The following is a 16,445-nucleotide window of genomic DNA, read 5'->3' as shown; positions in this document are numbered from 1 at the left end:
GCTTCCTCTTGGTGTTGTTGGCATTAAGTCGGTAACCGTTCCGTCAGATCGGAACGCCCTCTGGTTTGTCGCTGCCGGACCGGATCCGGAATGTACCTTCGGCGATGGCCAGCAAGCTGCCCTTGTCGTCATGAACCTCACCCGTACTGTTGAAAATCCGGGTGCCTCCGGCGCGCTTACGCCCGGTCACCCTGATCGTACCTCCGGAGCACTGCCCGGTGAATGTGGTGGTCAGGGACAGGGTGATGGCCTTACGCATCCGCCCCGGGTAGGGGCAATAGGTGCCTGCCTGGGCCAGCACAATATCCAGCAGGGAGGTAAGCACGCCCCCATGGATCACCCCTCCCAGGTTCAAGTGCCGGGGCTGCAGTTCCAGCTCAAGCACTGCCTCGTCTTCTTCCCAGGACACCTGACGATAACCCAGCAGGCTGTGAAAGCCGGGCAGGTCCTTACCGTCGGCAAACAGGGGCTCTTGATCATTCATTACACTTTCATTCCTGGCAGGTTAAGGGATGCGGTATTGCCGCCGTCCACAGGCAAGGACTGGCCGGTGATGTAGCTGGCATCGTCGCTGGCCAGAAACAGGATTGCCGCGGCGATTTCTTCCGGATTACCGTACCGGCGCAGCTCACAGCGGGCGCCGAGCTTATGAGCTTTTTCATTGGCCCGGGCGTAGTCGAACACCGCCCGGGTCATGCCGGTTTCCACCAGACCGGGGCACACTGCATTTACCCGTACGTTGTCGCCGCCCAGGTCACAGGCGGCGGTCATAGTCAGATTGATGACGCCGGCTTTGGAGGCACTGTAGGCGTTGCCGCCCGCGCCGGACCGGATACCTGCCACCGACGCAGTGTTGACGATAGCGCCGAGCTTGCGGGCCTGCATATGGGGCGCCACGTGCTTGATCAGAAGCATGGTGCCTGTCAGGTTCACCGATAGCACCTGGTCCCACTCGGCACGGTCGTTGCCGGTCACCGGCGGGTGGCCCTGACCGGTACTGGCAATGCCGGCGATATTGCACAGCACGTCGATCTGACCGAAGCTGGCGATAGCCTCGTTGACCAACGCATCCACCTGGGCTTCGTTGGCCACATCCACCAGCCGTCGAAGGCGCCGGGCTCGCTCTGGCAACTGGTTTTCAGTTTCCACCAGACCGGCCTCAGAGGTATCCGCCAGGATCACTGACGCACCCTCCCGAGCGAGTCGCAGAGCCGTCGCCCGACCAATGCCGCTGCCGGCACCGGTGACAATGGCTACCCGTTGATCAAACCGTCCCATATGCCGATGCTCCCCGGTCTGTCTCATTGTTGTTGGTTGATGGTGCTGGGGTCTTTCCATCCAGTTAATTTGTCACGCCTGTTGGTTTTGAGTCAATATAATCGGAAGTTAATTTCACTAGATAAAACACAATAACGTTTGAGGGGCAAAAAATGGAAAGCGGCAAGCGAGACATGCCGGTCTATGCGCCAATCGATCCCAGTGAGTCCATGGACGCAATCGGAAATCGTATCCAGCAACACGCCCAGACCCGTCGCAGCCACCCGGCCCTGATTGACGAACAGGGCACCCTGGACTGGCGAAGCCTTGTCGACCAGGTAAACCGTATTGCCAACCGGTTACGCGAGGCCGGTCTGCGGCCGGGCGAGTCTGTGGCTGCCTTGTCAGGAAACAGCCGGGACGATGTCGCCCTGTACCTTGGCACCCTGGTGGCCGGGGGCTGTATGGTGCCGCTGTCTGGCATGGCCAGTAGCGAAGCACTTGCACTGATGGTGGCGGATTGCCAGGCACGCTTTCTGTTCGTTTCCGGCCAACAGCGGGAGCTGTTTGGCCGCCTGCGAGCACAGCTGACCAAGGTACCCGGCGAGCGCATCATCAGCCTGGCCGGCCCCCTGGACGGAGCCGGTTACTCCCTGGTTGACTGGCTGGCGCAGACTACGGCCACCGCCCGGCCCGAGCCGGTCACCCTCGACGATCCGTTCAATATCATTTACAGCTCCGGCACCACAGGCACGCCCAAGGGGATCCTGCACGATTATCGCTTCCGCCAGCGTCAGATGGTCAGGATGAGCCGCTATGGGTTGGACGGCGAGGCTATCAACCTTGTATCAACGCCACTTTATTCCAACACCACCCTGGTTTCAGTGTTACCCACGCTCTACCACGGCGGCACCCTGGTGCTGATGGCGAAATTCGATGCCCACAGGTTCCTGCAACTGGCCGAAACCCACCGTGTTACGCACGCCATGCTGGTACCGGTGCAATACCAGCGGATCCTGGCGCAGCCGGATTTTGACCGGTTTGACCTCTCCAGCTTCAAGCTGAAGCTCTGCACCAGTGCCCCGTTGCGGTCGGCGGTGATTGCCGATGCCATGGCACGCTGGCCCGGCAACCTCCGGGAGGTCTATGGCCTTACCGAAGGCGGTATATCCACCAGTCTCGACTGCGCTGCCCACCCGGACAAATGGGACTCGGTTGGTGTACCCACCCAGGGCGCTGAGGTGCGGGTGATCGGCGAGGATGACCGTGAGCTGCCCCGGGGCTCCAATGGCGAGATCGTGGGCCGCGCCATTTCCATGATGCGCGGCTATGTGAATCGCCCGGAGCTGACCCGGGAGATGCTCTGGACGAGCCCGGAGGGTAAGGTGTATTACCGCAGTGGTGACATGGGACGAATCGACGAGGACGGCTTCATCTACATCCTTGATCGACGGAAGGATATGATCATTTCCGGCGGCTTTAACATCTATCCAGTGGATCTGGAAAAAGTACTGCTGTCGCACCCGGCGGTAGCCGACGCCACGATCATCGGTATTCCCAGCGAACACTGGGGGGAAACGCCCCTGGGCCTGGTGGTTCTCCAGCCCGATCGTAATGAAACCGAAAACGGGATACTGGAGTGGGCCAACACACAGCTGGGAAAATCCCAGCGTCTGGCGGCCATTGAATTCCGTGCCACGTTGCCCCGCTCTGCCATTGGCAAGGTGCTCAAACGGGAACTTCGCGCGCCTTACTGGCCCGGAACCTGAGGCGGCGCGAGACAGATCGGCCGTCGGTACTGCTGACGTTCAATCGATGAACTATCCTTTTATGAATTCTGTAATCAATGACCGATCAACCGCCTATTGCAAAAAACAAGACATGTGTTAGATTCAGAAAACTACGATTCACCATGCAGTCGCCAATTCTGCACAGTGAAACAAAGAAAGATCCATTGGTATAACTAAACAGTCATTCAATGCACAAGTACAACAACGAAAGAGGCCTACCATGACTCTAGTTAATAACGCTCGAAAAAAACTGACCGTCTTTGCCTCGGCACTGACCCTTGGTCTGTCAGCCGCCCTGGCTGCCACACCGGCCGCCGCGCAGGACACCGTAACCTGGAAAGTCCAGTCCCACTGGCCCGGTTCCAGCAGCTCATACACAGACAGCCTTGGCCGGATCAAACGGGTTCTGGAAGAGCGCACTGATGGCCGTCTGAAGCTGCAGCTTTACGAGGCTGGCTCGCTGTTCAAGGCCACGGACACTTTCAACGCGGTAAGCCGTGGCATCCTGGAAATGGGCACTATTTCCCCGTCATATGCCCAGGACAAGATCTCCCTCGCCGGCATTGCCTCTGGCCTGCCGTTTGCCTTCCGCAACGTCTGGGAGGCCGCCTACTTCCACCAGAACCTGGGGTTCGAACAGATGCTCCGGGACGAAGCGGCAGAGCATGACGTTTACTGGGCCACAGACAAAGTCTACCCGACTGAAATGGTGGTCAAGGAGCCGGTTGAAAGCGTGGAGGACTTCAACAGCCTGAAGATTCGCTCCTCCGGCGCCCTGCAAACCTTCCTGACCGAAGCCGGGGCCGCCGCCTCTTATATTCCGGGCAGTGAACTCTACTCAGCCCTGGATTCCGGCATCGTGGACGGTGCCCACTGGGGAGCGGCCCAGGGTGCCTACAGCATGGGCCTGTATGAAGTGGCCAAGTACCATGTGCAGCCTGCCCTGAACATTGCCGGCACTGATGTCATCATCGTCAGCCAGAAGGCTCTGAACAAGCTGCCGGAAGACATGCAGAAGATCGTCAAGGATGCCCTCAACGAGCAGTTCTGGATCCGCACCAACGAGTACCAGTACAAGGAGCGTATCACCCTGGCCAAGGCCATCGAGGAACAGGGCGTGCAAGTGAATGTCCTCCCGGATGAAGTCCAGAACAAGCTGGTCGCCACCGCCCAGGCCATGTGGGATGAGGAAGGCAAGCGCAGTGAGAATGCCAAGAAGGCGCTCGACATGCTGAAAGGTTACCTGGCCGACCTCGGCTATCTCTGATCAGCGATTGCTCTGACCGGGGCCGGGGTCTTCGACTCCGGCCTTTCTTTCCCCGAACCAAACCAGCATCCCATGGGAGAATGCCATGAGTGTGATGATTGCCGCATTCATGAGAGGGGTTACCCGTCTCAACGATTTCATCGGCCGGTGGGTTGCCCTCCTGATTTTCGCAATGTTCGTGTTCCTGCTTCTTGAAGTGGGGTTCCGCTATCTGCTCAATTCTCCCACGGTCTGGACCAACGAACTGACCCAGATGCTTTTCGGCATCTACGCAATAATGTCCGGTGGCTACATCATGGCCCATCGCGGCCACGTCAACGTGGACCTGTTGCATTCGCATCTGAAGCCACGGAAACGCGCGGCTCTGGACATTGTTACCTCCGTGGTCTTTTTCATTTTCACGCTCGCCCTGCTGTGGTTCGGGATCGACATGGCCCAGGAATCCATGTCCAGTTGGGAAACTTCCTACTCGGCCTGGAATCCGCCTATCTGGCCAGTGAAGCTGGCCATTCCCATCGGCACCGGGCTGCTGGTTCTGCAAGGGTTGGTCAAACTGCTCGAAGACATCGCCGTGGCCTTCAACCTGGATTACTACACACCTCAAGAGTCCGAATCTGAAGGAGATCAGCTGTGAGCATTGAAGCCCTGACTCTCCTGTTCTTCGGTTCGCTGCTGTTTTTCCTGCTGCTGGGCCTGCCGCTGGCGTTTGTTCTCGGTGGCGTCTCGGTGGTGTTCCTGTATTTCACCTGGGGATTTGATTCCTTCTACATGGTGGCCTCCCAGATCTGGGGCACCATGGAAAGCTTTACCCTGGTCGCCATCCCTCTGTTCGTATTCATGGCCATGATTCTGGAGCGCACCGGTGTGGCCCGGGATCTGTACCGGATGATGCACCTGTGGTGCGGCGGCCTGAGAGGCGGCCTTGCCCTCGGCACCCTTGGCATCTGTGCGGTATTTGCCGCCATGGTCGGCATCAGTGGCGCTGCAGTGGTTGCCATGGGAACCATAGCCCTGCCATCCATGCTCGAGCGTGGCTACGACAAGAGCATGGCCCTGGGCGTAATCAATACCGGCGGTGGCTGGGGCATCCTGATTCCGCCCAGCATCCTGATGATCCTCTACGCCCTGATCACCGGCGTGTCTGTCGGCCAGATGTTCGCCGCGGGCATCATGCCCGGCATCCTGCTGATGGTACTGACGGCCATCTACATCCTGGTGCGCTGCCACCTGCAACCGGAGCTGGCACCGGCGCTGCCAAGAGAAGAACGAGGCACCTGGCCGGAGAAATTCCGGGCTCTGCGAGCCGTGCTCCTGCCGATTGGAGTGGTGGTCATGGTACTGGGCTCCATCATCGGCGGTATTACCACCCCGACTGAAGCCGCTGCCATGGGTGTTCTCGGCGCCCTGATTTCCGCCGCCGTGTATCGGCAGTTCAAGTGGAGCATTCTGAAGGAAGCTGCGATCCGCACCTTCAAGCTCACCGGCATGATCATGTGGATCCTGTTTGCGGCCCATGCCTTCAGCGCTGCGTACCAAAGCATGGGCGCACAGGAGCTGATCGAGGGCCTGATGAACATGGTGCCCGGTGGGCCCTGGGGCATCATCATCGCCATGATGGTAATCGTGTTCCTGCTGGCGATGGTGCTGGATCCGGTGGGTATCATGCTGATCACCCTGCCGGTGTTCATGCCGATCGTGGAATCCCTGGGCTTCGATCCGATCTGGTTCGGCATCCTGTTCGTGATCAACATGGAAATCGGCTACATGACGCCACCCTTCGGCTTCAACCTGTTCTACCTGAAGGGCATCGTGCCGCCGTCGATCACCATGAAGGATATCTACAAGTCGATCATTCCCTTCGTGATTGTGGAGATCATCGGCATCATCCTGATCATGATCTTCCCGGAAATTGCCACATGGCTGCCGGATCTGTTTTTCTGAACCGGGGCACAGCAAAAATTTGGCAGTGAATCCGTGAAAGCGCTACTCTCATAGGGCTCCCGGCATAAGGAATCCGGGGCCCAACACAAGGAGAGACGCTTATGCGCGGCCCATTACCGGCATCCATACACACTGCAGTCATCACAACCCTGTTTACCCTGTTCGCATTGTTTTCCGCGGGCACCCAGGCCCAGGGCCTGTCCGACCAGACCATCTCATCGTTTATCGAGAGCCTGAAAGCCGCAGAGCAACTGAGCTCCGAATTTGATGATCTGGGCGATGAAATGGACTCACCAAACGATGGCTCAATGCCTGACTTCTCCAACATGTTTTCAGACTCACTGAGCGAGCTGGAAGGACATCAGGCCTATGGCAAACTTGAAGATCTGGTTCAGGACCACGGCTTCGGTAGCCTTGAAGAGTGGGCGGCAACCGGCGACCGGATCTTCCAGGCCTGGATGGCCATCGAGATGGAGCAGCAGAGCCCGGCAGCCCAGCAAGAAATGAACGCGGCCATGGCCGAGATTGAAAACAACCCTAATATGACCGCCCAGCAAAAAGCCCAGATGCGGGCGATGATGGAGGGCGCCATGGGCGCGATTCAGAGCGCCAGCAATGCGCCTCCGGCGGACATAAAAGCGGTTCGCCCCCATGTTGATGCCCTCCGGGAAGCTGGCAACTACTGATACTTGAGTGCCGAAAAACAAAAAGCCCGACGGTTAAATCCGCCGGGCTTTTTTTGTGCGCCAGTTTGCGCGCGAGCAGCCATCTGGCCGCTCAGGCAGGCATCACGACATCAGGTTGTAAACAAACACGATGGCAACCGCGATGGGCGTGACGAACCGGATCAGGTTGTACCACAGGGTGAAGGCTCCACCCTGAAGGGCCAGATCGGTTTTCAGCGATTCTTTGGCCACGAACCAGCCGACAAATACCGCCGTCAGCAGACCGGAAAGCGGCAGCAGCACGTTGGCCGTGAAGAAGTCCAGCAGGTCAAAGATGGTCTTGCCCTCAAAACGCTCGAACATGGCGAGCGGCGCCACGTCGGCCCAGACGTTGAGCGACAGAATCGAGGCAATACCCAGTGCCCAGCAAAGCACACCCACCAGAACGGCACTACCTGTGCGGGCCAGGCTGGTCTTTTCTTCCACCCACTCAACCACCGGCTCCAGCAGGGAAATACCGGAGGTCCAGGCAGCGAACAGCAGCAGGATAAAGAACAGGGTGCCAAACAGACCGCCCATGGGCATGTTGCCGAAGGCCAGCGGCAGGGTTTGGAAAATCAGCCCGGGGCCGGCACCGGCTTCCAGACCATTGGCAAACACCACCGGGAAGATGGCCAGGCCAGCCAGGAGCGCAACGACGGTGTCCATGATTGCAACGCTGACCGCTGTGCGGCCAATGGACACATCCCGGCCCAGATAGGATCCGTAGGCCATCATGATGGCCATGCCCAGGCTGAGGGTAAAGAAAGCGTGACCGAGGGCGATCAGCACCCCGTTGAACGTGAGGGCACTAAAGTTCGGGGTGAACAGGAAGCTGACGGCCTCACCAAAATGCCCCGTCGTGGTGGCATAGCCGACCGCCACCAGCAGCAGAATGAACAGGGCCGGCATCAGGATGGTAACAGCCCGTTCCAGACCGCCTTTCAGGCCCTGGGAAACCACCAGAATCACCAGCGCCATAAAGATCGTGTGCCAGAGCAGCAACTGTCCGGGGCTGGCCAGCAGGCTGCCAAACAGGTCGCCGATGGAGTCTGCAGTACCGCCGGTAAAGTCGCCCATGGCGGCATGTCCTACGTAGGACGCTGCCCAACCCCCAATCACCGAATAGAAGGAAAGGATAACAAAAGCCGCGACCATCCCGATGATGGCAGAAATCCGCCAGCCCGGGGCACTGAGATTGCGCTCTGCCACCAGGCGCATACTGGTGATGGGGTTATGACGGCCATTTCGGCCGATAAACACTTCCGCCATCATGATGGGAATACCGATTACTGCGATACACAGCAGGTAAACCAGCACGAAGGCGCCACCACCATTCTCGCCGGTAACGTAGGGAAACTTCCAGATATTACCGAGACCGACGGCCGAACCGGTTGCCGCCAGAATAAACGCCAACCGGGAGGACCAGAGACCACGAGCGGCCCCTGAACCGTTGCCCGAAACCGAGTTGGACTGAGTCATGTTGTGTTCCTGTGCTTTTGGCTGAGGAATGTCTTCAAAAAGGGATAGCCACGGCGTTGCCGGGGCATTTGGGGCGGGATTCTGCCAGCACTGGCGCGTCGATGCCAGTGCTGGCGCCCTCTCGAACCCGGTAGATCCGGCGGGAGGGCAAGGCAGGAAAAGCTAACTAGCCGTTTTTGCTGATAAACCTGGCGATCAGGTCTTTCAGACCACGGGACATGGCGCTCAGCCGGTCGCTGCTCTGCTTGGCAGAGTCCGCCTGGGCGTCACTGTGATCGGCCAGCTCGGCGATGTTGGTAATCTGGCGATTGATCTCGTCGGACACCTGGCTCTGTTCCTCAAAGGCCGCGGACATGCTGATAAAGCTGTCGGAAATGGTCTGGATGGACGTAACAATATCCTTGAGGGAGCTCTCGGCTCCCCGCACCTTCTCGAGCCCCTGGCCGGCCACGGCTTCGCCGTCCCGGGTTGCCTGAACCGCCGAGTCCACCTGCTGTCGGAAGTCGTCGATGACGTTCTGGATGCGCACGGTGGATTCCCGAGTCCGGCGGGCCAGTGAGCGCACCTCATCCGCTACCACTGCAAAACCCCGGCCCTGCTCACCGGCACGCGCCGCTTCGATAGCCGCGTTCAATGCCAGAAGGTTGGTTTGCTCGGCAATATCGGAAATCAGGTTGGCGGCTTCACCGATGCTGTTGGTGGACTCACCCAGCTTGCTGATCGTCGAACCAATACCATTTACGCGGGTTACCAGCTCTTCAATCGCAACCAGCGCTTCGGCGCTCCGGTCGCTGCCCACACCCGCAAGACGATTGGCCTCCTCGGCTTCACGGGCGTTACTGGTCACCGACTCGGCCACTTCCTGGATTGAGGCGGTCATTTCATTGATGGCCGAGGCAGTCTGATCGGTTTCCGCCCGCTGCCGGGCGATTGCCGCCGCGCCATCGCTGATATAGCCGTGGGAGGCCCGCGCCTGCTCATAGAGCAGTTCTGCCTGGTCATCAATCCGCGCCAGGGCCGTCCGAACCCGGGCCTCTTCACTCACCAGCAGGAGCGACAGCTGCGAGAACAGTCCTCGCTCGTCACTGTAGGTACGGGCAACGATGGGATCGCGGAAGGCATCTGGGCGCAAGTCCAGCAGCTTGCGCAAACGGGCGGCCAGCGAGCTGAAGACGAGGCCAAAACCCAGGGCGTGACCCACAACGATCAAACCTGCTGCTAGCCAGGGCTGGTTGATCTGGAGAGCACCGAGGCTGAGTACCAGCGACACCAGGAACGGCCATCCGGAACGAAGCATCGACAACGCCCGGTTACTGAAAGATGAGGTCAGCTTGCCGGCAGAAATCTTGCCATACAGCCGCTCAGCACGGGCAATCTGATCGCGGGCAGGCTCGACCCGCACGGATTCGTAGCCCACCATCTGGCCGTTCTCACGGATCGGCGTAACGTAAGCGCTGACCCAGTAGTGGTCGCCACTCTTTGCCCGGTTCTTGACCACACCCATCCAGGCCCTGCCGGCCTTGAGGTAATCCCACATATCCTTGAACACAGCCTGGGGCATGTCCGGATGACGAATAATGTTGTGGGCCTGGCCAACCAGCTCTTCCCGTGAGAAGCCACTGATTTCCTCAAACTCGTCATTGCAGTAGGTGATAACGCCCTTCAAATCCGTGGTGCTGATCAACCGCCCGCCTTTTCGCATCTTGATTTCACGCTGGGTTACCGGGAGATTCTTACGCATAAACGGACCTTCTGACTCGAAGCTGACCAAGGAAAATGAAACAGGCGCAAAGAGTAGCCCCTGATGAACACCATTGATATTCATCAAAAGTTACCCTGCGTATGGGAGTTTAACGGCAGAGGGTGACGGAACCTTAGTGCGTGCAGTTACTTATGTCGAAACAGCCAGCCGTGCCCGGGGATGGAAACGGGCGTTTACCCACAGGGAGAAGACGATAACCCCGCCACCGACCGCCAGCCTCAGCAGGTCGGCATCACGGTTCCAGATCAGCAGATTGACCACCAGGCCCGCAGGCACCAGGGCATTGTTCATGATTGCCAGAGTACCGGCATCCACCACGCAGGCACCGCGGTTCCAGAGGAAAAGGCCGAGGCCCGAGGCAGCAAGCCCCAGCCACGCCAGGATGCCCCACTGCACCGGGGTGGTGGGCAGTTTCTCGGCGTTACCGAAAATGAGGAAGGATGGCAGCGCAATGATCAGGGCGCCGAAGAAAAAATAGCCGAAGGTGCGGTAAGCAGGCATGCCGGTAGGGTAATGCTGCATGACATGCTTGTATCCCACCTGACCGGCGGCAAACGTAAAATTCGCCACCTGCAGCAACAGGAAGCCAGTGATAAAGTCCTCACTGAGCCCATCGTAGCGTATGATACCCGCGCCAACAGTTGCGATGGCCGCCGCAAGGAGCGCCACCGGTGAAAACCGGCGAAACAGCGCGTCATCCAGCAGGGTCACATACAGCGGGGTGAAAATCGTGAACAGCAGCACTTCCGGAACAGTCAGGTAGCTGAAAGACCGGTAAAGACACAGGTAGGTAATACCGAACTGCAACATGCCGGTTACCAGGATGCCCAGCTTCTGTCCCGGAGCCACGCCACGCCAGCGGGTGAACGGCAAAAACACCAGAGCACCGAGCAGAACACGGCTGAGCACCGCAAAATCGCTGTCTACCTGGCCGGCCAGAAATTCGCCGATCAGACTGAAAGAAAACGCCCACAGAACGGTAACAAAAACCAGAAGTCCCATCGCCACTGCCATCTGTTGTGATCGAGGCGCGTACTTTAACGGTTTTGGGAGAAACTTGCAGTGCAGAAGCACCGGATAGCACCCAATGGATGAAATCCACCAGCCATTACCGGAACCCAGGCAGCCTCTGGTGGCCCGAACCCTCACCGAGTGGCGAACCCTCGCCATTCTGGGCGGGCCGATCCTGATTGCGCAGGTCGCCCAGATGGCCAACGGCGTGATCGATACCATCATGGCCGGCCACGCCAGTGCCGAGGACCTGGCTGCGGTGGGTATTGGCAGTAGCCTGTGGATGCCCCTGTTCCTGTTTTTCATGGGCATGCTGGGAGCCCTGCAACCCATCATTTCCGGCTACAACGGCGCCCGGGAGGTTGGGAAAATCATGCCCGCCACCTGGCAGGGACTGTATCTGGCCGCCGCCGGGTCCCTGATCATGATCCTGTTGCTGACCCACGTACACCCGGTGCTGGCGCTTCTGAATCTGGAGGCCAACACCGCACGCATTACCCAGGGCTACCTCAATGCCTTCGCCTGGGGTATTCCTGCCCTGCTGTTACTGACAGCGCTTCGGGGCCTGACCGATGGCCTCGGGCACACCCGCGTGATCATGGCCTTCTCCGTGCTCAGCACACTGATCAACCTGCCGATGAACTACATCTTCATCTACGGCAAGCTGGGGCTGCCAGCAATGGGCGGGATTGGCTGCGGATGGGCCACTTCCATTTCCAACGGCGTCGCGGCAGTAGCCTTGCTGGTGTATCTGAACCGCAGCCGGGTGTACCGCCAGTTCCACCTGATTGCCGATTGGGTCAAGCCGGATCTGGCAGGCATGCGCTATATCCTCGGCATCGGCGTACCCATCGGCTTTACCATTTTCGTCGAGGCCAGTCTGTTCTCGGTGATCGCCCTGTTTCTGGCTCCCCTTGGCCCGGTTGTGGTGGCCGGCCACCAGATTGCTCTGAACGTGGTGTCTTTGCTGTTCATGCTGCCACTGAGCATAGGCATGGCACTGACGCTGCGAGTCAGCTTCCTGATGGGTGCCCGGGCGCCTGCCACTGCAAGGCTGATCTCCCGCAGTTCCCTGATTCTCGCCGCCGCCACGGCGCTGGTTTTTGCAATACTGCTGTTTGTGTTTTCACGGGAAATCGCAGCACTCTACACCAGTGATTCAGAGGTTCAGGCGGTGACCGTGAGGCTTCTGATGTTCGCTGCCCTGTTCCAGATTGCCGATGTTATCCAGGTAACCTGCATCAGTGCATTACGTGGCTACAAGGACACCCGTATTCCGATGTTCATCATGCTGTTTTCATTCTGGGGTGTAGGCCTGCCACTGGGATATCTGCTGACGTTCACAGACTGGCTGGTGCCGGCCATGGGCGCTGCCGGTTTCTGGGTGGGCCTGACTGGTGGACTGGCATCTGCCAGCATTCTGTTGGGCTGGAGACTGTTCCTGTATGCGCCTGATAACAGTCAGACGGCATCGGCTGCCAGTTCCGGCGCCTCATGAAGATCCGCAAATACGATCCGGTCCCGACCGGTTTCCTTGGCTTCATACAGTGCTGCATCAGCCCGGGCCAGCCAGCTGTCGACGCCCTCGCCATGGCGCAGTAGCGCCACGCCAAACGACGCGGTGACGGCCCCACCGGGGTGTTTCATATACTTGCGCAGCACCTGCTGCAAGTTATTCATTACCGCCTTGAGGCCGATACCATCCACCCCCGGCAAAAGCAGCACAAACTCCTCGCCGCCGTACCGGAACAACTGGTCTGATTTGCGCGTGTTCTGTTTCAGCAGGGCCACAAGATCAGTCAGCACGTCATCGCCGACACCATGCCCATGCTCATCGTTGATTCTCTTGAAATGATCGATATCCAGCAGAACCAGGGCATAGGGCAGTCCGGTGCGCTCGGCATTCGCTGCAGCCAGATCCAGTTCCTGATCCATGGAGCGCCGGTTCTTGATACCGGTAAGCGGATCAATCGTTGCCAGATGCTCCAGACGCTCCCGCTGATCATGATTCCTGTGAGCAAACACATAGGCACAGGCGCTGACCACAAACGCCGTTGAGGCAAAGGACCACATCTGGACATCAGAGCGGAAGGCACCGCCATGAATCATGAGTACGACGACGGAAGCGACGTTCAAAAACACCGCGATACGAGGGTTGGCGAGAAAGAAAGTAGTTACAAGACAGGGATAAAGCCAAAAAAGCCCGGGTTCGCCCACCACGGCACCAACCGTTACCGCGCCGCTGCAGGCAATAACCGCAAGCACCAGGCCGCTTCGACGGGTATCCCCACTGGCCCACGCGTATATCAGCGTGATAAGAATGCCGACAAGAATTGCCGTGTCGACAGAACCCGCAAGGGTATTGCCCTGCATAAAGCGCATGGCAGCGAAAGGCGTAATGCCCAAAATCGCGCTAGCACCCAACAAAGTAATGATCGACAACCTGAAATCGGTCTTAAGGCGATGAAGCATTCAGCGTTAATTTCCATCAAAAAAACTATTCTGTATCCCAGAATAGCGCAATCAATTTGAATCATCGTTACGAAGCAACGATTCTTTACATATTGTCCTTCAAAAAAGACAAAGTGTGAACGCATGCTCATTTTTTTGCATCAGAAAACAGTAACAGCCGTAAAATCAGGTAAAACCATACCGCCCCATGCTCACAGAATTGCGGCTCCAGTGGAGGGCCATGGGCATTCGGGGTTACACTTGCAAAGCTACATAACTAACCTGTACCCGAGACACCTGTTTTGACCGAACTTGTTCGAATCGCTCCAGGCGCGCTGACCATCGGCCGCCCCCTGCCCTGGGATGTCTATGACACCGACGGGAATATCCTGTTGCGCCAGGGCTACGTGATTCAGACCAACTCCCAGCTGGAACAGTTGTTCGAACGGGGCCGATTCAAACCCCGCAAGATAGAGCGTCCCCAGGAAGAGGTCTTCGAGGATACACGGGATCGCAACCCGTTTGCCGATTACCCGGATCTGCTGCATTCCCTTGAAGCAACCCTGAACGCCATCACCGAATCCGACCCCTCGACACAGAAACGCCTGCTGGGCCTGGCCCGGATGATTGAGCGCACCTGCACCGAGTCACCCGACGCAACCCTGGCGCTGGTTCATCTTTACTCGATCGGTCCGGTCATTCACGAGCAAATCCTGTTCTACGCCATTTTGTGCCAGTTCATTGGCCGTCAGTTCGGCCTTGAGGAGAGCCGGGTTGCCGTACTGACTGCCGCGGCCCTGACGGCCAATCTTGCACTGGTGCCCATTGCCGACAAGCTGAATGCGTCCAACACGGTCCTCAACGACGAGCAACGGAGCGTGATTCGCAAGCACCCGCAACGCAGCATCCAGGCCCTCAGGGCCGCAGGCATCGACAACAAGCTACTGCTCACCATCATCGCCCAACACCACGAACAGGCTGATGGCAGCGGCTATCCAAAAGGCCTCAGTGGTACCGAAATACGGCCAGAAGCGGAAATTCTGGCACTGGCAGAGCGCTACGTGGCCATGATCACCAAACGGGCCTACCGGCAGCGCATGAACGTGGCCAACGCCCGCAAGTTGATTGCCAATCTTGCAGACGGCAAGTATCGCCCGGCCATACCCAAGGCCCTGCTGCAGGTTCTGGGCGAGTTCCCGCCCGGCATTCTGGTTCGGCTGGAAAACAACGAAGTGGGCGTGGTAACTCGCCGGCCAGTGCGGGCCCGGGGGCCATTCGTTAAAGCCATTTTCGGCCCTCGCGGCAACCGTTATTCCGGCACTTTCGAGCGGGATACCAGCGAGCCTGACTTTGGTATCCAGGCTCTCGAGGAGCCCGAAATCATGCCCTCCATGGACTTCAGCCTGGTCTGGGGCTTCCGCTCCTGACCTGCTTCATCCTCCGATAGAGCCTGCTCAAAGACCCAGTGCTTCGGCATGATGATCCAGGTGATCATCAATAAACGAGGCAATGAAGAAATAGCTGTGGTCATAGCCCCGATGCATGCGCAGGTTGATGTGATGGTGGAACTTCTCACAGGTATCTGCCAGAACATCCGGGTTCAATTGACTGTCCAGGAACTCATCCGCCGTGCCCTGATCCACCAGTAGCGGCAATCGTTCGCGGGCGGTCGGGATCAGCAGGGTGGCATCCCATTCTTCCCAGCTACGAGGATCATCCCCCAGATAGCCCTTGAAGGCTTTCTGGCCCCAGGGACATTCGGTGGGGTTGGCAATGGGTGCAAAGGCAGACACCGAAGCATAGCGGCCGGGGTTTTTCAGGGCGCAGATCAAGGCACCATGGCCACCCATGGAATGACCGCTGACAGATCGTTTGTCCGTAACCGGCAATTCGTTCTCGATCAGCTGCGGCAATTCCTTCACCACATAATCATACATCCGGTAATGAGGTGCCCAGGGTTGCTCGGTGGCGTTGATGTAGAAACCGGCTCCGGAGCCAAAATCGTAACTGTCGTCCTCGCCCGGCAGGTTTACCCCACGGGGGCTGGTGTCCGGGCACACAATCGCCATGCCGAGCTGTGCAGCCCGTTTCTGGGCACCCGCCTTTTGCATGAAATTCTGGTCGGTGCAGGTCAGGCCTGATAGCCAGTAGAGAACCGGCACCTTCTTCGGGTTGGAGCTCACTGCCACGGGCGGCAGGTACACCGCAAACTCCATGTCGCATTCGAGGGTAGCGGAAGTATGCCGGTAGCGGCGGTGCTCGCCTTCGAAACAGACGTTCGTGGATAGGAGTTCCATAGTGTCCTCAATTCAGAAAATAGGTGTGTTTCAGTCCAGGGCACTGGCGTGCTTTGGCGGCTCGAGACCGAAACCGGTGCGCGCCAGCTCGGCCAGGATAGCAGTACGGGTGACAATACCAATCAGTTTGCCGTGATCCACAACGGGGTACACCTTTGGCTTGCCCGCACCGAGGTTCTGGGCAAGATCCACTACGGCCATCTCTGCCGAAATTGTCACCGGTTTCCTGAACATGACGTCGTCAACAAGTGGATCGCCCTCACGGTGATAGCCGCTGACCAGCAGGGCATGGATACAGTCCTGCTCGGAGATGAATCCGATAACATGGCGCTGGTCATCAACAACCGGAAGGCCGGTTACGTGTTTGTGGAGCAGCGTCTTCACCACCTTGGTGAGCTGCGTGCCACAGCGGACCGGCTCGATGTGGTTCCACATGACATCTGACACTTTCAGTGAACGCATGGGCAGATTCCCTCCCCTTGT

General features: G+C 58.4%; 15 protein-coding genes. 7 read left to right on the top strand and 8 right to left on the bottom strand.

The window, feature by feature from the left end; all coding sequences use genetic code 11:
- Positions 1 to 43: 43 nt before the first annotated feature.
- Together AC13DD_RS20650 and AC13DD_RS20645 are read right to left on the bottom strand one after the other, a co-directional pair.
- Positions 44 to 484, bottom strand: a complete 441-nt coding sequence (locus AC13DD_RS20650; RefSeq protein ID WP_092031359.1) for a PaaI family thioesterase — start codon at positions 482 to 484, stop codon at positions 44 to 46.
- The gene (locus tag AC13DD_RS20645; protein WP_273069122.1) at positions 484 to 1,278 is read right to left on the bottom strand and encodes an SDR family NAD(P)-dependent oxidoreductase; all 795 of its coding nucleotides are present in this window, start codon (positions 1,276 to 1,278) and stop codon (positions 484 to 486) included. The genes AC13DD_RS20650 and AC13DD_RS20645 overlap by 1 nt, the downstream gene beginning before the upstream one ends.
- 152 nt (positions 1,279 to 1,430) lie before the next feature.
- Here AC13DD_RS20645 and AC13DD_RS20640 point away from each other — a divergent pair, with 152 nt between their 5' ends.
- The 5 genes from AC13DD_RS20640 (at position 1,431) to AC13DD_RS20620 (ending at position 6,941) form a co-directional block, all read left to right on the top strand.
- Positions 1,431 to 3,026, top strand: coding sequence for a class I adenylate-forming enzyme family protein (locus AC13DD_RS20640; protein WP_053113629.1), 1,596 nt, complete (start codon positions 1,431 to 1,433; stop codon positions 3,024 to 3,026).
- Positions 3,027 to 3,267: 241 nt separating this feature from the next.
- On the top strand, positions 3,268 to 4,314 hold the full coding sequence (gene dctP / locus AC13DD_RS20635; RefSeq protein ID WP_008177022.1) for a TRAP transporter substrate-binding protein DctP: 1,047 nt from the start codon (positions 3,268 to 3,270) through the stop codon (positions 4,312 to 4,314).
- An 85-nt stretch (positions 4,315 to 4,399) separates the two neighbouring features.
- The gene (locus AC13DD_RS20630) at positions 4,400 to 4,948 is read left to right on the top strand and encodes a TRAP transporter small permease subunit (RefSeq protein ID WP_482931674.1); all 549 of its coding nucleotides are present in this window, start codon (positions 4,400 to 4,402) and stop codon (positions 4,946 to 4,948) included.
- Entirely contained in the window at positions 4,945 to 6,255 is a 1,311-nt protein-coding gene (locus tag AC13DD_RS20625) for a TRAP transporter large permease (protein WP_202346381.1), read from the top strand. The genes AC13DD_RS20630 and AC13DD_RS20625 overlap by 4 nt, the downstream gene beginning before the upstream one ends.
- Before the next feature lie 101 nt (positions 6,256 to 6,356).
- Entirely contained in the window at positions 6,357 to 6,941 is a 585-nt protein-coding gene (locus tag AC13DD_RS20620; RefSeq protein WP_273095741.1) for a hypothetical protein, read from the top strand.
- A 102-nt stretch (positions 6,942 to 7,043) separates the two neighbouring features.
- Here AC13DD_RS20620 and AC13DD_RS20615 read toward each other — a convergent pair whose 3' ends face one another.
- The 3 genes from AC13DD_RS20615 to AC13DD_RS20605 form a co-directional block, all read right to left on the bottom strand.
- Positions 7,044 to 8,441 carry a sodium-dependent transporter gene (locus tag AC13DD_RS20615; protein ID WP_273095742.1) on the bottom strand — a complete coding sequence of 466 codons (1,398 nt, stop codon included), beginning with the start codon at positions 8,439 to 8,441 and terminating at the stop codon, positions 7,044 to 7,046.
- Between the two features lie 166 nt (positions 8,442 to 8,607).
- Complete coding sequence (locus AC13DD_RS20610; RefSeq protein ID WP_482931673.1) at positions 8,608 to 10,182, bottom strand: methyl-accepting chemotaxis protein; 1,575 nt, start codon at positions 10,180 to 10,182, stop codon at positions 8,608 to 8,610.
- Between the two features lie 150 nt (positions 10,183 to 10,332).
- Positions 10,333 to 11,205 carry a carboxylate/amino acid/amine transporter gene (locus AC13DD_RS20605; RefSeq protein ID WP_153634245.1) on the bottom strand — a complete coding sequence of 291 codons (873 nt, stop codon included), beginning with the start codon at positions 11,203 to 11,205 and terminating at the stop codon, positions 10,333 to 10,335.
- Between the two features lie 85 nt (positions 11,206 to 11,290).
- On the opposite strand from AC13DD_RS20605, the gene AC13DD_RS20600 reads away from it, so the two are divergent.
- Positions 11,291 to 12,712, top strand: a complete 1,422-nt coding sequence (locus AC13DD_RS20600; RefSeq protein ID WP_482931672.1) for an MATE family efflux transporter — start codon at positions 11,291 to 11,293, stop codon at positions 12,710 to 12,712.
- On the opposite strand, the gene AC13DD_RS20595 is transcribed toward AC13DD_RS20600, so the two are convergent.
- On the bottom strand, positions 12,676 to 13,686 hold the full coding sequence (locus AC13DD_RS20595; protein ID WP_482931671.1) for a GGDEF domain-containing protein: 1,011 nt from the start codon (positions 13,684 to 13,686) through the stop codon (positions 12,676 to 12,678). The genes AC13DD_RS20600 and AC13DD_RS20595 overlap by 37 nt on opposite strands.
- Before the next feature lie 281 nt (positions 13,687 to 13,967).
- Here AC13DD_RS20595 and AC13DD_RS20590 point away from each other — a divergent pair, with 281 nt between their 5' ends.
- Positions 13,968 to 15,092: an HD-GYP domain-containing protein gene (locus AC13DD_RS20590; RefSeq protein WP_482931670.1), complete on the top strand. Its 1,125-nt coding sequence runs from the start codon at positions 13,968 to 13,970 to the stop codon at positions 15,090 to 15,092.
- A gap of 27 nt (positions 15,093 to 15,119) precedes the next feature.
- Here the strand turns inward: AC13DD_RS20590 and fghA are convergent, their stop codons facing one another.
- Positions 15,120 to 15,962: an S-formylglutathione hydrolase gene (gene fghA, locus AC13DD_RS20585; RefSeq protein ID WP_069182579.1), complete on the bottom strand. Its 843-nt coding sequence runs from the start codon at positions 15,960 to 15,962 to the stop codon at positions 15,120 to 15,122.
- Positions 15,963 to 15,992: 30 nt separating this feature from the next.
- The gene (locus AC13DD_RS20580; RefSeq protein ID WP_482931669.1) at positions 15,993 to 16,424 is read right to left on the bottom strand and encodes a CBS domain-containing protein; all 432 of its coding nucleotides are present in this window, start codon (positions 16,422 to 16,424) and stop codon (positions 15,993 to 15,995) included.
- Between the last annotated feature and the right edge of the window lie 21 nt (positions 16,425 to 16,445).

Source organism: Marinobacter sp. L-13, assembly GCF_056857715.1.
The sequence above is the reverse complement of the archived record's forward strand: the minus strand, read 5'-3'. Positions and strand labels throughout refer to the sequence as shown.

Excerpts from the sequence above, each read along its gene's own strand:
- AC13DD_RS20615 (WP_273095742.1), bottom strand. The coding sequence starts at position 8,441 with ATGACTCAGTCCAACTCGGTTTCGGGCAACGGTTCAGGGGCCGCTCGT.
- AC13DD_RS20600 (WP_482931672.1), top strand. The coding sequence starts at position 11,291 with ATGGATGAAATCCACCAGCCATTACCGGAACCCAGGCAGCCTCTGGTG.
- AC13DD_RS20620 (WP_273095741.1), top strand. The coding sequence starts at position 6,357 with ATGCGCGGCCCATTACCGGCATCCATACACACTGCAGTCATCACAACC.
- AC13DD_RS20605 (WP_153634245.1), bottom strand. The coding sequence starts at position 11,205 with ATGGGACTTCTGGTTTTTGTTACCGTTCTGTGGGCGTTTTCTTTCAGT.
- AC13DD_RS20650 (WP_092031359.1), bottom strand. The coding sequence starts at position 484 with ATGAATGATCAAGAGCCCCTGTTTGCCGACGGTAAGGACCTGCCCGGC.
- AC13DD_RS20580 (WP_482931669.1), bottom strand. The coding sequence starts at position 16,424 with ATGCGTTCACTGAAAGTGTCAGATGTCATGTGGAACCACATCGAGCCG.
- dctP (WP_008177022.1), top strand. The coding sequence starts at position 3,268 with ATGACTCTAGTTAATAACGCTCGAAAAAAACTGACCGTCTTTGCCTCG.
- AC13DD_RS20610 (WP_482931673.1), bottom strand. The coding sequence starts at position 10,182 with ATGCGTAAGAATCTCCCGGTAACCCAGCGTGAAATCAAGATGCGAAAA.
- AC13DD_RS20630 (WP_482931674.1), top strand. The coding sequence starts at position 4,400 with ATGAGTGTGATGATTGCCGCATTCATGAGAGGGGTTACCCGTCTCAAC.
- fghA (WP_069182579.1), bottom strand. The coding sequence starts at position 15,962 with ATGGAACTCCTATCCACGAACGTCTGTTTCGAAGGCGAGCACCGCCGC.
- AC13DD_RS20640 (WP_053113629.1), top strand. The coding sequence starts at position 1,431 with ATGGAAAGCGGCAAGCGAGACATGCCGGTCTATGCGCCAATCGATCCC.
- AC13DD_RS20645 (WP_273069122.1), bottom strand. The coding sequence starts at position 1,278 with ATGGGACGGTTTGATCAACGGGTAGCCATTGTCACCGGTGCCGGCAGC.
- AC13DD_RS20595 (WP_482931671.1), bottom strand. The coding sequence starts at position 13,686 with ATGCTTCATCGCCTTAAGACCGATTTCAGGTTGTCGATCATTACTTTG.